20 protein-coding genes are annotated in these 23,374 nt (G+C 45.0%); 12 read left to right on the top strand and 8 right to left on the bottom strand.

Features of this window, described 5'->3' with window-relative positions:
• Nucleotides 1–75 precede the first annotated feature (75 nt).
• A complete protein-coding gene (locus NIES208_RS02420) occupies nt 76–2,973 on the bottom strand; it encodes a P-loop NTPase fold protein (protein ID WP_075889341.1) in 2,898 nt (965 codons plus the stop codon).
• Nucleotides 2,974–3,129: 156 nt separating this feature from the next.
• Between NIES208_RS02420 and NIES208_RS02415 the strand changes: the two genes are divergently transcribed.
• On the top strand, nt 3,130–3,732 hold the full coding sequence (locus tag NIES208_RS02415) for a nitroreductase family protein (RefSeq protein WP_075889339.1): 603 nt from the start codon (nt 3,130–3,132) through the stop codon (nt 3,730–3,732).
• Between the two features lie 102 nt (nt 3,733–3,834).
• On the opposite strand, the gene recR is transcribed toward NIES208_RS02415, so the two are convergent.
• Together recR and tftA are read right to left on the bottom strand one after the other, a co-directional pair.
• Complete coding sequence (gene recR, locus NIES208_RS02410) at nt 3,835–4,425, bottom strand: recombination mediator RecR (RefSeq protein ID WP_075889337.1); 591 nt, start codon at nt 4,423–4,425, stop codon at nt 3,835–3,837.
• A 109-nt stretch (nt 4,426–4,534) separates the two neighbouring features.
• Nucleotides 4,535–5,887: a hormogonium tapered terminus morphoprotein TftA gene (gene tftA, locus NIES208_RS02405; protein WP_075889335.1), complete on the bottom strand. Its 1,353-nt coding sequence runs from the start codon at nt 5,885–5,887 to the stop codon at nt 4,535–4,537.
• A gap of 521 nt (nt 5,888–6,408) precedes the next feature.
• Here tftA and NIES208_RS02400 point away from each other — a divergent pair.
• Nucleotides 6,409–6,891, top strand: a complete 483-nt coding sequence (locus tag NIES208_RS02400; RefSeq protein ID WP_216349343.1) for a GNAT family N-acetyltransferase — start codon at nt 6,409–6,411, stop codon at nt 6,889–6,891.
• Here NIES208_RS02400 and NIES208_RS02395 read toward each other — a convergent pair.
• Nucleotides 6,848–7,618 carry a sensor histidine kinase gene (locus NIES208_RS02395; protein ID WP_075889333.1) on the bottom strand — a complete coding sequence of 257 codons (771 nt, stop codon included), beginning with the start codon at nt 7,616–7,618 and terminating at the stop codon, nt 6,848–6,850. The two genes, NIES208_RS02400 and NIES208_RS02395, sit on opposite strands and share 44 nt — an antisense overlap.
• An 83-nt stretch (nt 7,619–7,701) precedes the next feature.
• Between NIES208_RS02395 and NIES208_RS02390 the strand changes: the two genes are divergently transcribed.
• Complete coding sequence (locus tag NIES208_RS02390) at nt 7,702–8,595, top strand: CoB--CoM heterodisulfide reductase iron-sulfur subunit B family protein (protein ID WP_075889331.1); 894 nt, start codon at nt 7,702–7,704, stop codon at nt 8,593–8,595.
• Between the two features lie 279 nt (nt 8,596–8,874).
• On the opposite strand, the gene NIES208_RS02385 is transcribed toward NIES208_RS02390, so the two are convergent.
• A complete protein-coding gene (locus NIES208_RS02385; protein WP_075889329.1) occupies nt 8,875–9,618 on the bottom strand; it encodes a hypothetical protein in 744 nt (247 codons plus the stop codon).
• A gap of 445 nt (nt 9,619–10,063) precedes the next feature.
• On the opposite strand from NIES208_RS02385, the gene NIES208_RS02380 reads away from it, so the two are divergent.
• Nucleotides 10,064–10,966, top strand: a complete 903-nt coding sequence (locus NIES208_RS02380) for a phosphoribulokinase (RefSeq protein ID WP_075889327.1) — start codon at nt 10,064–10,066, stop codon at nt 10,964–10,966.
• A 675-nt stretch (nt 10,967–11,641) separates the two neighbouring features.
• Here the strand turns inward: NIES208_RS02380 and hmpF are convergent.
• Nucleotides 11,642–13,390, bottom strand: a complete 1,749-nt coding sequence (gene hmpF / locus NIES208_RS02375) for a pilus motility taxis protein HmpF (RefSeq protein WP_075889325.1) — start codon at nt 13,388–13,390, stop codon at nt 11,642–11,644.
• A 297-nt stretch (nt 13,391–13,687) separates the two neighbouring features.
• Here hmpF and NIES208_RS18815 point away from each other — a divergent pair, with 297 nt between their 5' ends.
• The 7 genes from NIES208_RS18815 to modA all read left to right on the top strand — a co-directional run bounded on the left by NIES208_RS18815 (nt 13,688) and on the right by modA (nt 21,530).
• Complete coding sequence (locus NIES208_RS18815) at nt 13,688–13,840, top strand: hypothetical protein (RefSeq protein WP_171971696.1); 153 nt, start codon at nt 13,688–13,690, stop codon at nt 13,838–13,840.
• Nucleotides 13,841–14,070: 230 nt separating this feature from the next.
• The gene (locus NIES208_RS02370) at nt 14,071–15,312 is read left to right on the top strand and encodes a response regulator (RefSeq protein WP_075889323.1); all 1,242 of its coding nucleotides are present in this window, start codon (nt 14,071–14,073) and stop codon (nt 15,310–15,312) included.
• A 249-nt stretch (nt 15,313–15,561) separates the two neighbouring features.
• Nucleotides 15,562–15,927 (top strand): response regulator transcription factor, encoded by a 366-nt coding sequence (locus NIES208_RS02365; protein ID WP_075889321.1) that lies wholly within the window; start codon nt 15,562–15,564, stop codon nt 15,925–15,927.
• 93 nt (nt 15,928–16,020) lie between these two features.
• Complete coding sequence (locus NIES208_RS02360) at nt 16,021–16,551, top strand: chemotaxis protein CheW (RefSeq protein ID WP_075889319.1); 531 nt, start codon at nt 16,021–16,023, stop codon at nt 16,549–16,551.
• Between the two features lie 158 nt (nt 16,552–16,709).
• The gene (locus tag NIES208_RS02355) at nt 16,710–19,799 is read left to right on the top strand and encodes a methyl-accepting chemotaxis protein (RefSeq protein ID WP_075889317.1); all 3,090 of its coding nucleotides are present in this window, start codon (nt 16,710–16,712) and stop codon (nt 19,797–19,799) included.
• A gap of 122 nt (nt 19,800–19,921) precedes the next feature.
• Nucleotides 19,922–20,716: an MlaE family lipid ABC transporter permease subunit gene (locus tag NIES208_RS02350; protein WP_075889315.1), complete on the top strand. Its 795-nt coding sequence runs from the start codon at nt 19,922–19,924 to the stop codon at nt 20,714–20,716.
• Nucleotides 20,709–21,530, top strand: a complete 822-nt coding sequence (modA, locus tag NIES208_RS02345; RefSeq protein WP_075889313.1) for a molybdate ABC transporter substrate-binding protein — start codon at nt 20,709–20,711, stop codon at nt 21,528–21,530. Before NIES208_RS02350 ends, modA begins: the two co-directional genes overlap by 8 nt.
• Here modA and NIES208_RS02340 read toward each other — a convergent pair.
• Both NIES208_RS02340 and NIES208_RS02335 read right to left on the bottom strand, forming a co-directional pair.
• Entirely contained in the window at nt 21,520–22,119 is a 600-nt protein-coding gene (locus NIES208_RS02340) for an Npun_F5749 family FMN-dependent PPOX-type flavoprotein (RefSeq protein ID WP_075889311.1), read from the bottom strand. The two genes, modA and NIES208_RS02340, sit on opposite strands and share 11 nt — an antisense overlap.
• Nucleotides 22,120–22,143: 24 nt before the next feature.
• Entirely contained in the window at nt 22,144–22,464 is a 321-nt protein-coding gene (locus NIES208_RS02335; RefSeq protein WP_075889309.1) for a DUF2605 domain-containing protein, read from the bottom strand.
• A gap of 199 nt (nt 22,465–22,663) precedes the next feature.
• On the opposite strand from NIES208_RS02335, the gene NIES208_RS02330 reads away from it, so the two are divergent.
• A complete protein-coding gene (locus NIES208_RS02330) occupies nt 22,664–23,329 on the top strand; it encodes a TIGR00266 family protein (protein WP_075889307.1) in 666 nt (221 codons plus the stop codon).
• Nucleotides 23,330–23,374 lie beyond the last annotated feature (45 nt).

Below are 23,374 nucleotides of genomic sequence, written 5' to 3'. Positions count from 1 at the left end.
GATCTCTCGCTCTCCCATTCACCGCGTCGTACTTCCGAGTATGCTTAAGCAAAACTCACGTTAAGTCAGCAATTATTAAGTCGGCATAATGGGGTTTTGGGAAAAATCATCAGGATCATAACCAATATCACCCACAAAACAGAAAGATAAGGCTAATTCGAAATCGTCTTTGCTTAGGATAAAAGGATTAGTGGGCATCATACGGCTGATGTCTGCGGTGAATTTTCGCCATTCGCGTTGGGCATGATAATCAGCTTTGGGAACTTGGGGATGCAGTTTTTCAAGCAAGTAGACATAATCGAACTGATTTGCTGGGTCATCGAGGTTTTCTTGTAGCTCAGTGTCAATTTCCTCAAAGAGATTGCGCATAAAGTCTGGATAACGCCCTGATAAAGCGAGAAAGGAGAACAAAATTTGTTTGGTTTCAGGTGATGGGTCTTGGCGTTTTTGCCAAATGATTTTGAGGATTTTATAGATATTGATCAGCCGTTTGCCTGTGCGGGGCGTGATATCGACGTACTGACAGCATTTGATGATTAGAGCAAGTTCGTCTTGTTCGATGGTGTTGATTTCGTTGATATTGGTGCCTAAATCTGAGGTTTCTGGTTCGGGTTCAATTGGTTCTAATTTTTCTGATTGTATGGTTTGCTGGGCTGGCATAAAGTCTTGCTGTTGGGCGATCGCCCCATTCCCAGCGTCACTTGTTTGTTGCATCGGGGGGGCGGGTTTCTGTGCAGAGATTGGTTGAATGGGTGCTTGCTCTAGGGCTGGCGGTAATGATTTTTGTGGAAGTGTAGCGGCTTCGGGTTCGTCGGATTTTTCCCTTAGAATATTGATTTGAGAGCCGAGATAGCGACTAATCGTGTCAGGGGAGATGGGACGCATCCGGTAGGGGATTTGGATAATCTTTTCGAGATAATCGATGCCAGAGGGTTTGCCGCGACGCTTCAGTACACCGGAATAAACTTCTTCTAATGCCCGGGCAATATAGCGATCATCCACGGCCAACACCACGACAAAAAGCTGGGTCTTTAATAATAACTGGACTGTTTCGAGTACCTCCACAACACGTTTAGGGGGGCAGCGATCTAGGTCATCGATATAGAGAATAACCCTCGGTTCACCACGGGGGAAAAGTTCTTTGATTTTTTCGCCGCGCTTTTCTTTAGGGGGCAATAATTTGTCGCTGAGTGCTTGTAAATCAACTTGGACTTGGTTAATCATGCCCAGATAGTTATTGTAGTTTTCTGGCTTGAGGCGATCGCCCAAAAATTCAGCGAGGGAATCATATTGCAACTCTGGCAATTGTTCACGTTTATGTTCGATGTCTTTTTTGAGTATGGTTAAACGGGCATTTAGTTTTTGCGCTTCTTCGTCTTTTTCAATTTCGGTACGCATCTTTTGCTGTAATTTTTTTTGGGTTTCATGGATGGTTAATTTTGCTTCCTGCGACCACTGATTAAAGCGACCGACTAAATCTCTCAAGTGAATTAGGGCTGGCGTGCCGGGCACTAATAATCCGACCGTCTCAAAAAGATTTTCCCAACCCGTTGAATCGGGTGTAGACGAAACGAGATTTGCCAACCAAGGGGCAACTTTCCAGGGCAATAAAATACATAAAACAACAAAAATCAGAAAGAGTAATAATGGTTGCCATGCTCGCTTTGCCCATCTCCATAGGCTTGGCATGGATAGGACATCGGGTTGGCGATCGCCTAAAAATAAATTTGCACTTTCACCAAAAACTTGGATTAGCTCTTTAACATTCTGTGGATCAAAATTTGGGTCTTTTGTTTGGATTTGCTCGGTGACTTTTAGCTCGATATTTTCACCGAAATATTTATGAATTTGGCTGAGGATTTCTGGGGAAGATTTGAGGACAAGGGTAAGATTATTATCCATGCCTTCAGCAATCTCAAGCTGGCGTTCCCTTAGTGCTTTTTGAGTTTGATCTAATAATTGTTCTTGATTTTCAAGGTCTTTTTGAGCTTGTTTTTGCGATCGCCGCAATGTCATAATCAGCTCGTCATTTAGCTCACTTTTTAGCTCGATTTTACGCAATCGTGCGAGGGTTTCTGGATCAAGATTTTGCTCTAAAAAAAATTGGCGATCGCCCTCATTTAGTTTTTCGAGCGCCTCCCAAATCTTGCCCCCCTGCAGCAAATCTACACCAGCTTTCTGTAACTGTCGCTCGAAGGTAATTTGCTCATTTAGCTCTGCAAAAATCTGCCCCATAAGACTAGCCCATAGGTTCGATTTCGCATAGCTCCAAGCACTAAATTTAATTTGGTAAATATGTCCCACATAGGGGGATAATTTCTTCTCTCGATCCGGATCGTTTTCCTCTAATCCTTCTCCCCAAGCCTCAACAGTCTGCCGATTCCCACAACGAATTTCGTTTACTCGCTGCTGAATCAAATGCATACCAAAGGATTTGCCGCTACCCCATGTCCCTAAAATCCCGACGGCGATCGGGGGTTCTAGTTGTCGTAAAAGTAAAACGTCCGCTATGGCTTGAAGCTCATCTTCAATACTGAGCTGATCATCCCCCTGAGCAAGATCGTTACTAATCCCTTGAGGAACATAATTGATATGAATGTTAGCCTGCTCAATAGGTCGCTGAATACATTGATGAGCCTGCTTAAGTCTTTCAAGTATTTGCTCTCGATTATGCCGGATATGTTCAATATCAGTGGGTAGTTCTAGCTGTCTAGGAGTATATTCTAAAGCATCCAGTTGATAAGAATTTTGTTGATAATATTGCTGGGCTTCTGGATATTTACTCACAATTAAATGAAAGTTTTCAAGTAAATTTCTGTTGAGTTTACTTAATAATAAAAAGTCGAGATTTTCTTGTTGCAAAACATCGATAATTGTTTCAATTTCACCCAAAATTATTTTGAAGGAGCTAACAAGTTCGGGGTGTTTGGCAAAGTCGATAGTTTCAGATTGAGTAAGGTCTGATTTTTGCATGGGGTGAAGATAAAGGCGATCGCCTCAATTATAGAAATAGTCCTAGAAAGCGATCACTTAAACATTTAGATAGACGAAGCATGGGGGTTCCGTTGCTTATGCTTAGTGGAGTAGTCGTCCATCGGGGCGATCGCCACAGTTAGGAGCAAAAATAAAATGGAAACCCTAGAAGCCGTATACCAACGCCGTTCGATTAAGCATTTCGACGCAAAGCACGAGATGCCCGCCGACATTGAGCAAAAAATACTAGATGCCACAATCCAATCACCGACCAGCTTTAATATTCAACACTGGCGACTGGTGGTGATCAAAGACCCAAAACTACGCCAACAAGTGAGAGCCGTCGGTTTTGACCAAGCCCAAATCACCGATGCATCTCTACTCATCATATTCACAGGCGACACAAAAGCTTGGGAGAAAGCCCCCGAACGTTACTGGGTTAATGCGCCAGAAGAGGTTTCAAAAACAATTACAGGGATGATCGCGCCTTTCTACGCAGGCAAGGAATGGTTACAGCGGGATGAAGCCCAACGCTCCATTGGGATGGCGATGCAAACAGCGATGCTGACAGCCAAGGGTTTAGGCTATGATTCTTGCCCGATGATTGGTTTTGAAATTGAGCAGGTCGCAGCACTCATTAATTTGCCGCCCGACTATGTCATGGGGCCCATGGTTGCCATCGGTAAGCGCATCCAAGACCCTTGGGATAAACCCGGTCAACTCTCTCTTTCTGAAATTGTGAAAGAAAATACTTTCTAGGGTTTTTGATCAATAAAAAAATTTGCGGCGATCGCCTCTTTTTCTATCCCAAGATCAAGGCGATCGCCCTGTCGCTAAAACTATGACATTTACAGCACACGACTACAGTTCACGACGACCTTCGAGGGCACGAGCCAACGTCACTTCATCAGCATATTCAAGATCACCCCCCATCGGCAAACCAAAAGCAATACGCGTCACCTTTACAAAAGGTCTAAGGAGCTGAGCAAGGTACAACGTTGTCGTTTCCCCCTCCACACTGGGATTAATCGCGAGAATCACTTCCGTAATCGCTTCATCACTCGCCCGCTGCACCAACGACTGAATCGTTAACTGCTCAGGGCCAATACCATCCATCGGCGAAATCACACCACCAAGCACATGGTATGTACCCCGATATTCTCTAGTTTTTTCGAGGGCAATCACATCCTTCGAATCCGCCACCACACAAATCGTGTCCTGTAGCCGTTTCGGATGACTACAAATATCACAGACCGATGTCGCCGAAAGATGAAAACACGTTTGGCAAACTCCCACCTGTTTTTTCGCATTGAGCAATGCCTGAGCAAAAGCCTCAATGTCCTTTTCAGGGCGCTTGAGAATATACAAAGCAAGACGCTGGGCAGTTTTGGGGCCAATGCCGGGGAGACGCTGAAATTGTTCGATCAGACGGGCAAGGGGCGGCGTATAAATGGTCTATTTCTCCATCTTGGAAATGTCCGAACCCTATCTTAAACGGCGATCGCCCCCATTTTCCAACCAGTTTTTGATTTTAGTTTGACACAGACTTCACTATGGATTTTTAAAGCAATTTTGCCGATTCATAGAGACGACGCACCATCGCCAGCAGGCGATCGCCATACTGTAAATCCGCCGACATCCGACCCGAAAGCTGCTGGATGAGTGGCGCAATACCACGGGTCACAAAACGAAAACGAGGATCAACAATTTCCTGCACCACAGGCTCTAAACTAGCATAGGCCTTCAGATGCTGAATATGGGCACGCACACCAACACGAGCACTAGGGAAAGTCGCCCCAGCCGTACCACCGCCCGCCGAACCAAGATTCGCAAAATTATTCTGGGACGCATCCACATCACCAATAAATTGCAAAAATGACGTTTCCAGACACATTTGCGCAAAAGCAATATCTGCATTAACCCCTTCAATGGCCGCCTCTTCACGGTATAACTTCGGTAACTCAGGAAATTGTTGCAAAGCCGATGGATTATTATTTTTCAGAAAGACAATCATCTGCACCTCAGACGTATTGCCCACCCCCATAATGCGATCCAGTTGCCCCGGACAAACCGCCCGAATCGAAGACAAAATTAAAGTGCGCGTCTCCTTATCCCAGCCCACCGTCACGTTAAAATTTCGCAGCTCGATCGCCTTCACATAGACAATGCCTTGGTACTGCACCAGACGCAGAGATTCCTGCACAAGAACATTCACTCCAAGACGATCCACAAGATCCACAGGCAAATAAGAGTTGCCGTTAATTAAAATCCCTTGCTCTTCATAGGACTGCTTATTAATCAAAATATTGATGGCAGGATAGGTCGTTTCGGGGATATTCGGCACCAAACCATTGAGATCCTGTAGCCATGCCGCCAAACCCTCAGCAATACCAAGGGCAAAATCCTTACGGCGGTTAATCAGTAGCCGGCGATCGCCCGGACTCGTTAAAAAGCCCACATCAAGCAGTAACGACGGAATCATCACCTCCCGACAAAAAGGCAAACGACCTAAACCCGTCTGGGTATCCGGTTTTGCCCCGCGACTTGTCAGTTCCGGCACGCGACGCAATAAAGACTTGAGTAAAAGATTAGCGTGATCTTTGCGATCACTATTATTGGCAATATAGTAAGCCGTAGCACCACTCACACTCGGATCAGTAAAGGCATCCGTTTGCAGCTCAAGGGCAATATCACCAGAACGGGCACGGGCATTAATCCAGCGAATTGTATCCGCTGCACTGAGATCATCCGGCACCGCTAAAACTTCTAGCTTCAAGCGCCGTATTTCTGGCACGAGTTGATCCCGCAAAAGAATCATTTGTTGTGCTTCTGTCGTATTACCTGCAACAGCACCGGGATCGAGAAGACCCCCTTCCATGCCACCGTGCCCTGCGGAAATAAAGATTCTGCCCATTGGATTTATACCGTATCGTGCTCAGAGATTCGTTTAAATTTAAGGTTAACCCCAATTGTTGAATCTACAGTAGTATTTTTGCGAAGTTATTACAGTTTTACTCTTTATAATCCGCGAATTCGTTGTTTTTCCTGTTTTAGGATAATTTTTTCAAGATCTTTATCTTTGCGGGCTAGCGAAAAAAAGGGGAGCTATCACTGGACAAAATCATTTAAAAGTCATTCAACAACCCAAATATTATCGTTTCTTAAAATAAAAGGACAAATTTGCGGTAAAAACACGCCGCAACTCTAAATCTAGTCGCTACAATTGTGGTCAAAAATCAAGGTTAAGTTAAAAAACTTGATACTCTAAAGGTTCTTTGGCGGTGTTTGGTGCATCAGATTTCAGGTTGATGGGAGGCGTAGAGATATATGCGATCGCCATTAGTCGGAAGCAAAGTTGCGACAGATAATCGCGAAAAATCTCGGTAACAACGTCGTTAATTTGTTATTTATTACCCAATTATCCCCCATGTGATTATGGCTAAGACTTTGGATTGCAGCAACATTCTATTTTCCGTGGAAAAAGAACGAGTTGACATACACCAGTTGCGCGAACTGTTTGATATAACGGCGTTTTGGGCGAAGTCTCGTTCCCTAGAAGATCTACGCATAGCAGTTGAGTACAGCGATCCAGTTGTTACGGTATGGGATGGCGATCGCATGATTGGTTTTACTCGCGGCACCTCGGACGGCATTTTCCGCGCCACCATTTGGGATGTGGTGATTCATCCGGATTATCAGGGTTTAGGTCTAGGCCGCAAACTCGTTGAAACCCTCATTAGTCACCCCCGCATGAATCGGGTTGAGCGCATCTATCTCATGACAACGCACCAACAAAAATTCTACGAACGTATTGGTTTCCAAGAAAATCAAACCATCACCATGGTGCTCCATAACCATGACCACCCCGTCAGTGTTATTTCTTGTTCTCTAGAGGAAGCCAGCCCGTTACCTGTATAACCCCCTCAGAGCTATAGTCTTGCTTAATTTGTCCCCCTAGGGTGGTGATCAGTTTTGTGCAGAGTTGCCATTTTAGGGCGGGCGAAAACTCAAAAGCTTCGGCGGCGGCTTGGAGTTCTTGTAGGGTTGGTTTCGCTTTAATTTCTAAGTCTTTGACGCGGGTATCTTGCCAAAAATTGTGGTCACATTGGCAGCGTAGCTGAAAGGCGAGGCGATCGCCCTCTGGTTGTTCGTAGTGAAAGATGATATCTCCCGTCGGCGTTTCATTGATTGTTGTATTGATCAAGGTCATAAAGAATTGATAAATACGTTGGCGATCGCCCACCATAGCCAGTGCAAAATTTTCTGGAACAGTCGGAAACTGAAGATTAAGATTGCGGTTTTTCGCCTTAACGCCCCAAATTGACTCTAGCTCCGCCATCATACCCATGACATCAAAAGGAGTAGACTTTGGTTTAGTTGCGCCATAGTCCAACTTCGACACATCGACGACGAGGTCAAGCAATTGCATAAACTTTTGACTGGCTGCGTAGCACTGGGCAATAAACTCCCGTTCTTCCGCTGGATCTTCACATAGATCTGTCAAAATTAGCTGCTGCAAACTCATAATGTGACTCATCGGCGATCGCAGCTCGTGAGCCGTTTGACCAAGGAAGCCGGCCTGTATTTTCCCTAACTGCAACGCCATTAGTAGAGCCGCATCGGAATGATTTATTGGTTCAGACATAACAAAACGTGACTGTTCGCTGCTTGGGATATAAGCCAACGATAAGATAAAAAAGAATTCACTTCATCCTAGGTTTGGCTTAAATGTTGAGCTACGCGTATTTTCCCGGTTGTGTCGCCCAAGGAGCTTGCCGGGAGCTTCACCTCTCTACAACAGCTCTCGCAAGTGCTCTGGATATTAAACTCATTGAATTAAAAAAAGCAGCCTGTTGCGGTTCTGGCACTTATAAAGAAGAGTCCCAACTCCTCGAAGACACCGTTAATGCCCGCAATATTGCCCTCGCCGAGTCTTTAAATTTACCGCTCCTCACCCATTGCAGCACTTGCCAAGGGGTCATTGGTCATGTGGATGAACGACTTAAGGATGCCAAGCAAAATCGACCAGAATATTTTGAACAGATTAATGGTCTTTTAGAAAAGGAAAGCTGTTCGCCCTACCAAGGGTCAACGGAAGTCAAACATATTCTCTGGGCACTGGTCGGTGATTATGGCCTAGACAAGTTACGGGAAAAGGTACAAAAGCCCCTGAAAAATTTAAAGTGTGCGTCTTTTTACGGCTGCTATTTATTGCGTGCTCAGAAGACGATTCCTTTCGATGATCCAGTCGATCCGCGATCGCTAGAAAATGTGTTTGAAGCGGTTGGCGCAACCTCTGTTGTTTATGAAGGAAGAACCCAATGTTGTGGTTGGCCTTTGTCGAGCTATGCGACAGAACAGTCTTTTCGGATGGCAGGCAAACATCTCAAGGCGGCGATCGCCGCAGGGGCAGATTGTATTGTGACTCCCTGTCCGTTATGTCACCTCAATTTAGATTCACGGCAGCCGGAAGTTGAAAAAGTGATTGGCGAAAAATTAGGCTTACCGATCATTCATCTACCCCAATTGGTCTCCCTCGCCCTCGGTGTGCCGCCAGAAAAATTGGGTCTGGGTAAACATATTGTTTCGACCAAGCCACTCTTAGAAAAATTAGGGTTTTGATTAGGCCTTTATGGATGTGTAATTTGCCGAAAAACCTTGATTCCCCTAAATCCCCCTTTGTAAGAGGGACTTGGTTTTATAGTAGTTTCGAATAAACGCTGGAGTACCTTATGTCCTTCCTTGGGGAAGGTGCTCGAAGAGCGGAAGGGGTTTCAACGAGCTATTGGGCATGTCGAGAAATTCCCCCCAAATCTCTACGGAAAAAATTTCTAGTTCTTATTCGAAATGACTACATTTGCATATCTCAAAGTAGTTCGGGATGACTATCGAGATTAATTTCTAGCGTTTTAAATTCATACGGACTGCGTCGGCAACGTAGAGCGGAAAGTGTTTGTGGGTCAAATTAAAACAAACCCATTCACATTGGCATGCTTCGCTATCCAGCCAAATAATTGCCTTATCAATGTCAGCAGGCATCAGGCGAATATCTGCACCATCGGGATAGAGATTGAGTTTATCCGCCGCGGCGATCGCCTTTTCCGCACTTGTAAAAGCCAGCACCGCCTGAGAAAATCCGCCATTCATTTCAAATTGCAACTGCACTGGGGTTTCTTCGCTATCTGACCTACAGAGAAAAAACCATTCTTCTAGGGCAAACAAATTACGATACAACTCACGAATGGTCTCTGGCGATTGTTCCGCCTCCATTCTCTTAACGATCGCATCAAAAGTATCATTAGCCGAAGTTTGGGTCACATTCGCAATGGTGGCGATCGCCTCAGCTACAGATAATTGAAATACACCGCCCTGCTGTGCCGTCCATGTCGCTAAACCCTCTGTGAAGCTAGAATCTACAGCAACATTCTCCTCCAGCAGATCAGTCACACTATTATTTAGAGCAGCTTCGGCGAAGGGTAAATGACAAATATCCATCGACTCACCGAGACCTGTGAGCATCACCTTTTCGACAATGATGTGAACAATGGCAGGCTCTATTTCTATCGCGCCAATAATTAGCGTCGAATCTTGATCCTCCGCGCGAGCCTGATAAGACCATCGCTGACCGACTTGATATTGCGGCATCTTTCCTAGGGGTGCAGTGCAGTTTCCAGTGTAAAAGCCGATGATCAAACCAGACAAATCCCTAAAATAAAATCCTGCTCACTTTTACGAAGCCTGCGGTAATTTAGCGCCTCTCCAGAGGCCAAGACCAGAAGAAATCTTTTTTGCTCACAACCAGAAAGCCAAGGGCACTTTCTCGCATTTTAGTTAGCCCGAAGACAGGCGATCGCCAAGGCAAAACAAGAACATCGCAAGAGAAATATACGATATCGCTGTTGACTGATATTATCTGTGCTACGGGATACCACTTATATCAAGTAACTATTAAATCTCGCCGCTAGATTACCACGACAATTGCGAGTCCCCTCAGGGGCGATCGCCGAGCCCTAACACAAACCAGTTCGGCAAAATAATTTGTTCAAGTTCTAGCAACCGCCCATTAAACCTAGATTTAACCTTATCCTTCATGTCTAAAAAACATCCGATTATTGCAGTCACAGGCTCTTCCGGTGCCGGAACCTCCACTGTAAAGCGTGCATTTGAACATATTTTCCGTCGCGAAAACATTAACCCCGTCATCGTTGAAGGCGACAGCTACCACAAGTTCAACCGTGCAGAAATGCGTGACATGATGGCAAAAGCCTCAGCAGGGGGCAAAAACCTCAGTCACTTCGGTCTATACTGCAACATCCTCGACAAGCTCGAAGAACTATTCAAAGAATATGGCGAGTCCGGCACAGGCAAAAAACGCTACTATCTCCACAACCCCTCCGAAGCAGACTTCCACAACAAAAGACTAGGTACAGAATGCCAATCCGGCGAATTTACACCTTGGGAAGATATCGCCACAGATAGCGACATTTTATTTTATGAAGGTCTCCACGGTGGCGTAATTGATAAAAATAAAAACGTGAACGTTGCCCAGTACGTTGACCTACTTGTCGGCGTTGTCCCCATCGTGAACCTTGAGTGGATCCAAAAAATTGCCCGTGACAACTCAGAGCGCGGCTACAGTGCCGAGGCGATCGTTGACACAATTTTGCGTCGGATGCCTGACTACGTAAACTACATTACCCCCCAGTTTTCCAACACCCACATCAACTTCCAACGAGTGGCAACCGTTGACACCTCCAACCCCTTCATCGCCCGTGATATTCCCACACCCGATGAGAGCTTCGTTGTCGTCCACACAAACAAGCGTTTTAGAGAAAGATTTGATATCGACTTCCGTTATCTACTCGACATGATTCCAAATTCTTTCATGTCCCGCCATACAACCCTTGTGGTTCCCGGCAGCAAAATGGGTTTCACAATGGAAATCATTCTTGCCCCCCTCATTCACCAGATGATCGAAGAAGCAGGCAACTAAAACCAATCGCGGCGCTAATACGCAAAATATTTTGTGCTCTAAATTGTCGTCATTTCAAATTAAGAGGAGCGCCTTCGATTCTTATTTGAAATGCCCATAAAATCCAAAATTATTTATTAAAATTCCCCTGTGGCTTTGGCTTGATTGGGGAGTTTTTTTTATTGTCATTTTGCTGAAATTGGCAATAGAGATTTTGTGATCATGGTCGTCAAGACTGGCAGGAATTTAACAGGTTAAATCTTGACAGGACAAGGATTTAAAGTCTGTCAGATGTCTTGATTTTGCTGGCGGCTTTGACCATAGCTTTTTTCAGGCAGGCTAGGGGTGGATGATCAGTAGATTGTGTTACCTCTCGCAATCCCTTTCTCCCTTCGCAGGCCTTTCCTCGGTAATGTGAGTTTTGCTTGAGCATGCTCGGAAGTACGACGCGGTGAATGGGAGGGCGAGAGATCGGGAGATGTTTCTATGCAAACAATCCTACTAGCTTTTAAAAAATGCAAATTTTCTTTGCTTCCCCGTGTCTCTCCTTCTCCGTGTCTCCTTTTTTCTAAAGAATTTTGACTACATTCTTATCCATAACTGACGTTAGGTAAGGATATAAAGCATTCTAGAATTTATTTGAAATGTCTATGAAAAACGATTCACTGACATTTTAGTAGTGAGGGTTTTGCTCACTTAGTTCATTAAAGGATCTAGGGTGGATTTTAATTCATTTGCTAGATTTTGCTGTTGCTCGGTGGTGCTAGAAAACTGGTGAGTCAGCTGTTCTAACTCCCGCAGTGGCTGGTTAATGTGGTCTAGGTTGTCTTGTAATGGTTGGAGATAGGCTTCGTATAGTTCGACTTTGACTTTTAAACGTTCGTAGTTTAATTGCTTTTGTTTGTATTCGGTTTGTAGTTGCTCGAAACGTTCTTTTTCTTGTTTTACTTCTGATTCTTGTGTTGATAAAACATCTTTTGTCTGCTGCACAGATTGGTTCATCTGCTCAAGGATTTCGGTGAGTTTTTGGCGTTTTTCTGCGTATTCTTGCTGCTCGTCTTGGATACGGGCAAGGACTGGATTGAGATTAATGTTTGTTTCTACTTCAACTTCGATCACGCCTTGGCGACGCTTTAAAACTTGTAGGTGCTGACGCATGACCGATTGGCGATCGCGGAGGGTTCGTCTTTGTCCCACAAGGGTTTCGTTGAGCATGCCCATACGTTCTTGCTCGTCTTTTAGCTCTTCTTCTAATTCTTGATAGGCCATTACATCGCTGGGATCGGTGGCTTCGATTTTTTCGCGTAGTTCTTTTACCGCATCGTGCTGGAGGGTTAGTTCTTCTTCTTGGTCATTAACGAAGTTAACCAGCTTATCTAATTCACCTTTGAGATTGTTAACGGTGCTTTCTAGTTCGCCAAGGGGCATCGACTCTAGGGTTTCGACATCTACTATCTCGGTTTCGGAATCTCCCAGACCGGCGGCTAGTCCGCTAATGGAGGTGCTTAATTCTTCATGGTTTTGGAGGGCAAGGGTCAAAAATTGGAGGTATTGTTGCTTGGATTGCAATAATTCTTGCTGGACTTGAACTTGGCGTTTTGCTGCTTCTAGTGCGCTCGTTTTTTCGTTCAAAATGCCTTCTTGTTGGTCAAGCTCTGTGGCGATCGCCTGTACATCACTTTCTAGTTTTTGGTACTGACTGCGGTCTTCTTCGAGTCTGTCCCACCCTGTTTTAAGCTGTTGTTGTTGCTGTTCTGAAGCTTCTAGGACATTCGCCAAACGCTCCTGAAAATTATCGGTGGGGGCGATCGCCCCTTGAATTTGTTCAAAAATTGCCTTGAGACGTTCCGTTTGTTCCGGTGCAAGGCTACCGCCACCATTGCTAGAGCCGTTACTCTCGTTTTGCAGCTCTTCTAAACGGGCTTGTTCCCCCCGCAAATGTTCCCAAGCACCTTCTAGTTCAGCTTGTTTACGGTCAAATTCGGCTTTAAGTGCATCGGACTCGGCCTTGAGTTTTTCGACTTCATCTCGCTGAGCGGCTAGGCGCTCTAGTTCTTCTTCTGCTCCTTCTAGCTCTTCTAAACGATTTTCCATTTCTGCCTGACGGCGGTTGAGCTCTTCCGCTTGATAGGTCAGGGATTGTTTCCACTGTTCAATTTCTTCTTCCTGAGCCTTTGTTTTCTCCAACAGCCTTGAGAAGTTCTGGAGAATACTTAAAATTCGGTTACCCGCAGGTTCGGGAGTGCCTTGAATTTGACGGTTGCCACCAAGGTTTACAACGACCAGCGCACCATCGCCAAACTGGCTCAAATCATCGGCGGCGATCGCCTCATCAGCAGGTACGGCACTCCAACTTTTGTCATTTCGTTCACAGGCGAGCAGTTTTACCTCCGTTTTAACGCCCATGAAACCTTTTGTCTTTTTGACTTCTGCAAGATATAGCACGCTGCTAAATTCCCCTTGAAAGCTCTAGTGCTTGAATGCGGTGTGAATGTAAAGATCTCGAAAGAACTAACACTCTATCGAAGTAGAGTATGACAAAATTCGCAATTTTCCGTGAAAAATCAAAGATTTTCGTCTAGTAGCAGTCAGCTCAAAACAAGTCTAGCGACATTGCCACGATTCTAATGGATCATTATAGCTATTGATAATCGTAAGATTCAGAGTTTAATTTTTCGTGATTTTCACGGCCATATACTGTCATACCTCGATCTCGAACCATAGATCCAAAGTTTCACTATTGTGGCTGAATATACAGTCGTTTTTTCTGTCTCAGTTGTTACAGATCCGGAGTCTGATCACCCGGCGATCGCCCCACTATCGAGCACCGATTTTTCCTTCAAGTCGTTGCAGCAGGCACAAAACCGCAAACCTGAATTATTGAGAAATTCATAACCGTAACTGATTGAGAATATCAGTTGTGTATACAATATTGGCAATTAGACATATCCATTAAAATACGGCCAGTAAATTCTTTCGGTGCGTTCGGGTAGAAGCTGCGTTCACTCTCAAATTCATGGCCAAAAGTTAACGGAAGATAGCAGACGTGACTATAAAAAATCGAACCTACCCATTAGCGATCAAGACACATCAGTTAGCGACTAAATTAAGTTGCGAGAATTAGCATGCACGGGACTCTCAACGAAATCGATATTCGCAGCATTTTCCAGCTCGTCGAGTTAGGGCAGCGTACGGGTCAACTAGTAATTGATGCACCCACCGCTTCCTTTGCTTACAACACAAGTTGGCAAGACCCAGCACTTTTTTCCCACCATCAGGCCAAGTCATCTTCAGAGCCTAATTTGGCTTGGTATGTCTTTTTTGTGAATGGTCAGATCGTTTACGCCACCAATAATCGCAGTTCAAATCTCCATCGTTTAAAAGGCTATTTAAGGCACTATCGTCTCGATACAAAACTAGATGAACTGAAAACCCCTCAGGCGATCGCCTCCATGAATATCATCGAGTATGCCTATCTCTGGCTACTCCTAGAACAAAACGTAATCACCACCGAACAAGGGCGTCACATCCTCCAGTGCATGATCCAAGAAACACTATTTGATTTACTAAGCCTCCACCAAGGCTCCTTTAACTTCCGCCTCAGTACACCCCTATCACCCCAACTAGCCAGCTATTCCATTACAACCATCCTCCTCGAAACCACCAAGAAAGTTCAAAAATGGAAACAACTACTACCACTGATCAAATCCCCCCATCAATGCCCCGTCATTACATACGAGCACAAACTCGCCGCCGAACTGCCTCCCAATGCCTACCAAAGACTCATTCACTGGAGCAAAGGAGAGACATCCCTCCGTCAACTCGCCCGCTACCTCAACCGTGACCTTGTTACCCTCTCCAAAGCACTGCACCCCTACGTGGAAAAAGGCTGGATCCAGATGATGAATCCCGAAGAACATTCATCTCCAACAACAGCAAAACCCTCATGGGAAAAAAACCAGACCCTCACAGCACCGAAAATCCTTTGCATCGATGACGATCTCACCATCGGCAAAACCGTCGAAGAAATGTTGCGTCCCTACGGTTATGAAGTGGAATTAGTGCAGGAGCCTTTAAGCACCTTTGAGCGCGCCTTCAATTACGATCCCGATTTAATCCTTTGCGATATTGCCATGCCCACATTAGATGGCAATCAAATCTGTAATATGCTTCGAGCCTCTAACCGTTTTCGCCTCACACCCATTATCATGTTGACCGGCAAAGAAGGTTTTATTGATCGTGTCAAAGCTAATATGGTGGGGTCTTCTGACTATCTCACCAAGCCCTTCGGCTCCCAGGAACTTCTCGCCTTGATTGAAAAATACATTCCGTGGCAAATCCCAGCGGACTCACCTGCAGCTCCATAAAAAAACAACCGGATCGCACATTAATATTGAGGTAAAGAGAGTATCATGGCATAGTGTGAACAAGCGAGCTTTTTTTCGCTGTTTCGTGGCCTTGCCTTTACTCTGTAACAGGGTTATAGCTAAATAAAAGGTTATTTTTTTGAAAAAAATGCCTTTGAAATTAGGAGACGATCTTGTTCATCCATTCACCAACCTGTTTGGTTTTACAGAAGCTACTAATGTCGGCAATTTGTTTCTAGGGAATCCGTAATGAGTAAAATTTTGGTCGTTGAAGACAGCATCTCTCAGAGAGAAATGATTTCAGAGTTGCTTAAGGGCAGTGGTCTGAAAGTCGAAGTAGCAGGGGATGGTGTTGAGGCGCTAGAAAATTTAAAGCATTTCCAGCCAGATTTGATCGTCCTAGATATTGTCATGCCCCGTATGAATGGCTATGAACTCTGTCGCAAGATTAAGTCTAGTCCGACCACTAAAGATGTTCCTGTGGTGATGTGTTCTTCGAAGGGGGAAGAGTTTGATCGCTACTGGGGCATGAAACAGGGTGCTGATGCTTACATTGCTAAGCCTTTCCAGCCTGCGGAATTAATCGGTACGATAAAACAGCTACTCCGGGGTTAGTCGTTGACCTAGAAAAAGATCGACCCCGGCGAAAAAATAGCGGCGATCGCCCGACAAGATCCCCAAAAAACTTTGTAAATATCCAAAAGAGTCATGGTTGGGAACACAGAATTTAGCCAAAATCCATCACCATTTGGCTCAGAAGTACAACAATTAGAAAGCCCCGAAGGAGAACTACATTTACGCTTTATCCTTCCTTCCGGTATGGCCTTTGCCCTTCCCGCTGACGGTATTAGAGAGGTGATGCAACAATCACCAGAACAGATTACGCCCATTCCGAATGTATCCCCCTTACTTCTGGGTACGATAAATCTACGGGGACAGATTATTTGGGTTGCAGATCTTGGTCAATTTCTCGGAGATCCTACACCACTGAGAATTAATCGTCCGGAAATTCCGGTCATTGCTGTCGAGGATCAGGACACATTATTAGGCCTAGCTGTCGGCGATATGCGCGGTATGCGTTGGTTGCCGCCAGAAAACCTCCAACTCCAGCTCAACGGTATTCCAGACAGTATGGCTCCTTTTATCCGAGGCGGCTGGCTACCGGACGAAGACGAAGATGTTATTTGGCATCTTTTAGACCATGTGGCTGTCTTACGCTCAGCACGGTGGGCGACCTAGCTACTATTTTCGTTTAGATGTATTGAGAGATGCATTACTTACCGAATAAACGAAAGTAAATTAGATTGAGACAGGAACGCAATTTGTCCAGAATTACAGCCCACAATTCAGTACGATTACCTTAGAGCTCGTGGAGCCGAAGTCGAGGAGAGAAACGAATGCCACTCAGCACTGATTACATGAAAGAATACAGCGAGGCGCAAAATGCTTATTTCCAAAACGATTTGGGCAAAGCAGAAAGCATCACAAATCAGCTGCTGAACGCACATCCCGACGACCCTAATCTCTTGCTTTTAAGTGGGCATATTTATCTTGGTTTACAGGATTTTGAAACGGCATCGCAGCAATACAATCAAGTTTTAGAGGTGACTCAGCAAGAGGATTTTCACGAATACGCTCGACAGGGCCTAGAGCAGGCCAATGCGTCTATGGGTGGTGGTGAGTACACAGAAGACCATGCTGCTGAGCATTTAGATTTTGATGAGCCTGACGATGATTATGGCACTCTCACCCAAGATGAAAGTGGTTTGTATGGTGATCATATCGACTTTGGAGAACCGGCATCGGAAGGAACCTTGAGCGGGCAACTTGTCGAGGAAGAGGATTTTTCTAATCCCTTTGCTTCCGATGAATCCTTAAGTTCCGGTGCGTCCAGCTTTGCCGACAGTGGTGAGGATAACAACTTCAGTTCGCCTTTTAGTGATGCATTTGAGTCGGATGATGAGGATTTCAACGACGGTTTTGAGGAAGATTTTCCTTTTGTAGATGCGTCTTCTAGTCTTGGGGATATGGAAATCTCTAGCTTTGATGACCAGCTGAGTAATCTAATCTCAGAGTCTGGAAACCAGACAGAACAGACGTTTGTTTTGCCTTCTAGTGGTGGCGATCGCCAAAACCTAGATATTTTTTCCAGCGACGAATTTGCCCAAGCAGCAGCACCCGCAGATGATTTCGGCGAAGACCTTAGCGAATCATCAGACTTCGTTGACTTTAATCCAGACGCTCTCAGCGACTTTAGCGATGGCGACGCAGGAGACCCAGACCTAGACGAATTCCAAGGGCTAATGGAAGAAGACAATCAAGATTCTCCCCGAACCCTAGGGACCCTTGCCGTTGACTCACCACCAGAAGACTTCGAAGCAGATAATGATTTTGACGATTTTGACTTCGACAATAATTTTGACGAACCTCCAGCAAACCCAGGGAATTTCCAAGAAACACTACTGATGGGAACTGACAATGGCATGGACCTTTCCGGTAGTGCTGTTTCAGAAGACCAATCCTTTGCACCAGACGAATTTGTCCAGCCAGACAATTACGCCCCAGACTCCTACATTGACGATGGCTTCGCAGACAATATGAGTTCGAGCGATCTTAATTTTCAAGAGTTAGAGCTCGATGACACCGATAACGAACCCTTCTACGACGAAGAAATGAGTCTTGGAGGACTAGGAGAAGAACTACTAAACGACCGCGATCTCGCACCAGAAGACGACGAAAACGAAGAAGGTTTCCTAGAAGAGTTTCACGTTTTCAATGACGAAGATCTTGATCATTTACCGAACCTTGATATGGATGTCGATGATGTCGATGCTGACATGCCAGACACCAATCTCTTTGACTCTAGCCTAGGCAATGTCGACAGCATTTCCTTCGCCGACTCAGGGGAACTAACCATCGACGAAGACGATAGTGTTTTTTCAACATTTGGCGGCGATCAATCATCGGAAGAAGTCGTCACCAGTTTTGCCCAAACAACAGACAAACCAGCAATTGAAACAACGTCCGATGTTGAACAAGGTTACTTCGCGTGGTTTGAAAATGCAGGTCTCCAGCAAAAACAATGGTTTACCGCCGCAGGCGCGGGCGTTGCCTCTTGTCTAGCATCTGCATTTGTCACTTACTGTGTCCTGAGCGCTACTCCAGAAGATAAACGAACAAGTGACTTCGTTAACTCCATTGCCATCTTCGGCACCTTGACCACCCTCGTTACAGGTTCAGCCAGCTTTGGAGCAACATTACTTCTCAGCCAAATTACAACAAAGCAAATTAAGCGCAGCACCGACAACCTACAGACACAATTTGATGCTGTGTCTAACGGCAACCTAAATGTAAAAGCCACTGTTTTTTCGGAAGATGAATTTGGGGAACTAGCGACAGGCTTTAACCAAATGGCGCGGGTTATTTTGACAACCACGAGCGAAGCCCAACGCCGTGCAGAAGAAACTGAACAATCGAAAGAAGACTTGCAGCGCCAGGTAATTCGACTCCTAGATGATGTAGAAGGCGCAGCTCGTGGTGATTTAACAGTGCAAGCAGAAGTTACTGCGGATGTACTAGGTGCAGTTGCTGATGCCTTTAACTTAACCATTCAAAACCTGCGGGAAATTGTCCAACAGGTAAAACAAGCGGCACGACAGGTAAACCAAAACTCCGCCGATAGTGAGTCATTTGCACGGGGTTTATCTAGTGACGCATTGCGACAGGCAGAGGAGCTGGCCGTCACTTTAAACTCGGTACAGATGATGACGGACTCGATTCAGCGTGTGGCAGAAAATGCCCGTGAGGCAGAGGAAGTTGCCCGTACCGCATCGGCAACAGCTCTCAAAGGTGGTGAGTCGGTAGAACATACGGTTGCTGGTATTTTACAGATTCGAGAAACGGTGGCAGAAACGGCTCGAAAGGTAAAACGCTTAGCAGAATCTTCCCAAGAAATTTCCAAGATTGTGGCAGTGATTTCCCAGATTGCATCTCGTACAAATTTACTTGCACTGAACGCTTCCATTGAGGCGGCGCGCGCGGGTGAGTCCGGCAAGGGTTTTGCGATCGTTGCGGATGAAGTCCGACAGTTGGCAGACCGTTCGGCGAAAGCATTAAAGGAAATCGAGCAAATCGTATTACAGATTCAGTCTGAGACAAGTCTGGTAATGACGGCGATGGAAGAAGGTACGCAGCAGGTTATTGATGGTACGAAACGGGCAGAACAAGCCAAGCAATCTCTGGAAGATATTATTCAGGTATCTAACCGTATTGACGCACTGGTACGTTCTATCACTGCGGATACTGTCGAGCAGCGGGAAAATTCCAGAGCGGTGGCGCAGGTTATGCAATCGGTAGAATTAACTGCCCAGGAAACGTCTCAAGAATCTCAACGGGTTGCGGGTTCGCTCCAAAATCTTGTGGGCATTGCACGGGATCTGTTGTCTTCTGTGGAAAGATTCCGTGTTGAATCTGGTGACGATAAGTAATTAATCTACTCGGCTGGGCAAGTCCGACTCCCACAGAAGTCAGCTAGTGATTCGATAATCTTGGCGTTTTTCTTAGGAGGGAGTTGGTATGATTTGTTCAGTCATTATTCTCGCGTCCCAATATGCTCGGCAAAACAAAGACAGACAGTGCTTTAGGAAAATGGTTGCAGCGGTTAACTGCGGCTATTTTTTTGGGAGGACAAGTCATTGTTCACCTTTTTCGGGGGCGTTTTAATCGTCGTATTACTGTTGAGCAGATGTCGGCTGTGGGTCCGGATTCTTTACTCATTGCTTTGGTAACGGCTGGCTTTGTGGGTATGGTTTTCACGATTCAGGTCGCCCGTGAATTTATTTATTTTGGTGCGGGTACTGCGGTTGGTGGTGTGCTGGGGTTGTCTTTGACAAGGGAATTGGCTCCTGTTTTGACAGCAGTTGTTTTGGCTGGTCGTGTGGGGTCGGCGTTTGCGGCGGAAATTGGGACGATGCGAGTGACTGAGCAGATTGATGCGCTACATATTCTGAAAACTGATCCCATTGACTATTTGGTTGTGCCTCGCTTCTTGGCTTGCTGTTTAATGCTACCAATCTTGACGATTTTGTCGCTTTTGACTGGTATGGCTGGTGGCTTAATTATTGCGGTGAGTTTATATCAGATTCCGCAGTCGGTTTTTATCAATTCTATTCAATCTTTTTTGCAATACTGGGATATTATTAGTGCCTTAATTAAGTCTGTTGTTTTTGGTGGCTTGATTTCTGTGATTGGTTGTAGCTGGGGGTTGACTACTTCTGGTGGTGCGAAGGGGGTTGGACAGTCTACAACGACAGCGGTTGTAACTTCTTTGTTGGCAATTTTTATTGTGAATTTTTTCCTATCGTGGGTGATGTTCCAAGGTTTAGGTAGTGCATTAGTTGGTTAGGTTTAGTTCTTTTAAGTATTTTGTTTTAATTATTCTATTTTTATTTTTTGCGCTCTGTATTTATGGCTGTAATTTTAATCGGTTTCGCCTTCATGATCAGCGGGTAGTTGTGGTGGCGATCGCCTCGTCTTTGGGCGATGTTATGGCTGAGATAAAAACAGAATTTTTGGCAAAATACCCAGAGGTTAATCTTGTTTTTAATGTTGCAAGTTCTGGAGTTTTAGCTCAGCAAATTCGGCAAAATGCTCCCGTTGATATTTTTGCTAGTGCGGATTTGAGTTTAATACAAAGGCTCATTGATGAGAAGAAAATCAGTTCAAAGGATAATAAGATTTTTGCTCATAATCGACTGGTTTTAGCAGCCTCGACTCAGTCTGAAATCAAGCTTAGCAGTTTAGATAGTCTAGTCAAGACAGATATTCAAAAAATTGCGCTAGGTAATCCAAACTCAGTCCCAGCAGGAAGATACGCAAAAAATGCCTTGGGGCGATCGCCATCGATGCCAAACTTATACGAGAGTTTACAAAAACAGCAAAAATTAGTTTTTGGAGAAAATGTACGGCAGGTTTTAGCTTACTTAGAAAATCAAGTTGCCGATGTTGGATTTATTTATCAAACAGATTTACGACCAACATCAAAAGCGCGTTCACTGCTCATACTAGATCCTAAATTAACCGGAGAGATTAGTTATGGGATAGCCCCAATTCAGCAAGGGCTAAAAAAAGTAGGGACTCAAAACTTTATTGATTTTGTCCTTAGTCCCCAAGGCCAACAAATTATCAAAGAATATGGGTTTCTAGCCCTTAGGGATTAACCGCGACTTTCTCCCATGTGTGGGATGGCAAAAATTTATAAATAAAGCGATTTTGAGGCTCACCGCGTAGCTCCAAATGATCCACTTTATGAGGTTGAAACACTAATAGAACAAAACTATCTAACGGAACTTTGGCATCAAGTTCCCCATGATTAAAATCCTCTGGATTATCACTTCGAGGCCCTGCCGGTAATGGCCAAGCAAATTGTGCCCTAGCATTTGCTGAAATAGCTTCCCATGTTCGTTGCCGCTCCTGAAAAAAATCAGACTCAGGATCATCAGCTGTAACCGTTTCCACAGTGCCCGACAACCGAAACTGTTCACGAGTTTTAATGAAATACCACACGATTTCAGCTTGGTTACGAATAGCTAAATCCCCAACCTTACGACTACGGCGGTCTGTAATCATCTTCAAAGCATTCGTTTGGTTAACAAACCCGCGAAAAACAACCGTACGATTTGTCGGCAATCCATCGGGAGTCACCGTCGCAATTTGAAAAAAACGGTGGTGAGGTTGACTACGATTACGATACAAAGCACGGGAAAGGGGCGATCGCCACAGTGCCAGCTCAAAGGAATTTGTGCTCATATTTTCAAATAAATATCCAAGAACTTATGAGGCCTTCGATTCACGATTTTTCTTAGCAATACCCCAACATTCTTGCACCAGTTGATGCCACGGCATGAGAACTTTCATCTCAATCCCTGCACTGCCACCAGTCGCATTAAACAAAGATTTTGCAACACTCACTTCAGCCTGAGCCTGTTTAATTCTTGCCATAAAAGCCTCCTGCTCCTGAACAGTCATGAAAGAAACCTGCTCCTTCTCCAACGCAGAAAGAGATCGCTCAAACCAATAGGAAAAATCATCCAGCAAAGGCGCGAGAATTGTTTTAAGCATTTCCTGATCATTAGGCAAATCATTAGGAAACATATAACCTCTTTTTGTAAATCTTTCTTTACGTATTTTAACGTTGCTGCAAGATTCGGGTTTCCGCATAGTCACCATGCAAAATATTAAACAACATTAATATTCAGCTCAAGGGCATCGTTAGCACTGCTAAAACTGTGGAGTAACAAGCCCCTAGGCGATTTAAATTTAAATACAAACTTTTCACTTACGGTAACAAAACGTGAAATATGAAATTCGGTACAAGCCTGCCTTCGCTTGTCTTTTCGTAACCCTAGAACCCGGTGAGCAAGTCACCGCTGAAGCAGGTGCAATGGTCAGTATGGATGGCGGCATCACAATGAAAACAGAATTCTCAGGGGGATTCCTGCCAGCACTCATGCGGCACTTTTTTGGGGGGGAGTCACTATTTGTCAACGTCTACCGTAATACAAGCAACAAACGTCAAACCGTAATTTTGACCCAGTCCATGATTGGAGATATTCACCGCATTGACCTATCCCAAGGTCCCATTTGTTTTCAGCCCGGCGCTTATATCGCCCATACTCCCGGCGCGAACATGGGGGTTAAATGGGCAGGTTTTGCCAGTTGGTTTGCCGGAGAAGGTCTATTTAAGCTGGAATTTACAGGGAAAGGGCGAGTATTCTATGGCTGTTACGGCGGCATTATGGAAAAACAAATTGCAGGTGAATACATTGTAGACAATAGTCATTTAGTGGCCTATACACCCGGTATCACCATGAATATTCGGATGTCTGGCGGTCTGTTTGGTTCCCTTACCTCTGGAGAAGGTTTGGTCAACAAGCTAAAGGGACGCGGCAAAGTGTATCTCCAATCCCGTAGTGTCGATGGTTTAGTCGGTTTCCTCCGTCCAAAATGCCGAGTTTAGCAACGACTTACTTCGTCTCTAGCCATTTCCGTTTAAAGCGTTTAG

Origin of the sequence: [Limnothrix rosea] IAM M-220, assembly GCF_001904615.1 — a bacterium.
Classification (GTDB): Bacteria; Cyanobacteriota; Cyanobacteriia; order Cyanobacteriales; family MRBY01; genus MRBY01.
This window is presented reverse-complemented; position numbering and strand designations above follow the sequence as displayed.

Excerpts from the sequence above, each read along its gene's own strand:
- NIES208_RS02420 (WP_075889341.1), bottom strand. The coding sequence starts at position 2,973 with ATGCAAAAATCAGACCTTACTCAATCTGAAACTATCGACTTTGCCAAA.
- NIES208_RS02415 (WP_075889339.1), top strand. The coding sequence starts at position 3,130 with ATGGAAACCCTAGAAGCCGTATACCAACGCCGTTCGATTAAGCATTTC.
- tftA (WP_075889335.1), bottom strand. The coding sequence starts at position 5,887 with ATGGGCAGAATCTTTATTTCCGCAGGGCACGGTGGCATGGAAGGGGGT.
- NIES208_RS02400 (WP_216349343.1), top strand. The coding sequence starts at position 6,409 with ATGGCTAAGACTTTGGATTGCAGCAACATTCTATTTTCCGTGGAAAAA.
- NIES208_RS02395 (WP_075889333.1), bottom strand. The coding sequence starts at position 7,618 with ATGTCTGAACCAATAAATCATTCCGATGCGGCTCTACTAATGGCGTTG.
- NIES208_RS02390 (WP_075889331.1), top strand. The coding sequence starts at position 7,702 with ATGTTGAGCTACGCGTATTTTCCCGGTTGTGTCGCCCAAGGAGCTTGC.
- NIES208_RS02385 (WP_075889329.1), bottom strand. The coding sequence starts at position 9,618 with ATGCCGCAATATCAAGTCGGTCAGCGATGGTCTTATCAGGCTCGCGCG.
- NIES208_RS02380 (WP_075889327.1), top strand. The coding sequence starts at position 10,064 with ATGTCTAAAAAACATCCGATTATTGCAGTCACAGGCTCTTCCGGTGCC.
- NIES208_RS02370 (WP_075889323.1), top strand. The coding sequence starts at position 14,071 with ATGCACGGGACTCTCAACGAAATCGATATTCGCAGCATTTTCCAGCTC.
- NIES208_RS02365 (WP_075889321.1), top strand. The coding sequence starts at position 15,562 with ATGAGTAAAATTTTGGTCGTTGAAGACAGCATCTCTCAGAGAGAAATG.
- NIES208_RS02360 (WP_075889319.1), top strand. The coding sequence starts at position 16,021 with ATGGTTGGGAACACAGAATTTAGCCAAAATCCATCACCATTTGGCTCA.
- NIES208_RS02355 (WP_075889317.1), top strand. The coding sequence starts at position 16,710 with ATGCCACTCAGCACTGATTACATGAAAGAATACAGCGAGGCGCAAAAT.
- NIES208_RS02350 (WP_075889315.1), top strand. The coding sequence starts at position 19,922 with ATGCTCGGCAAAACAAAGACAGACAGTGCTTTAGGAAAATGGTTGCAG.
- NIES208_RS02340 (WP_075889311.1), bottom strand. The coding sequence starts at position 22,119 with ATGAGCACAAATTCCTTTGAGCTGGCACTGTGGCGATCGCCCCTTTCC.
- NIES208_RS02335 (WP_075889309.1), bottom strand. The coding sequence starts at position 22,464 with ATGTTTCCTAATGATTTGCCTAATGATCAGGAAATGCTTAAAACAATT.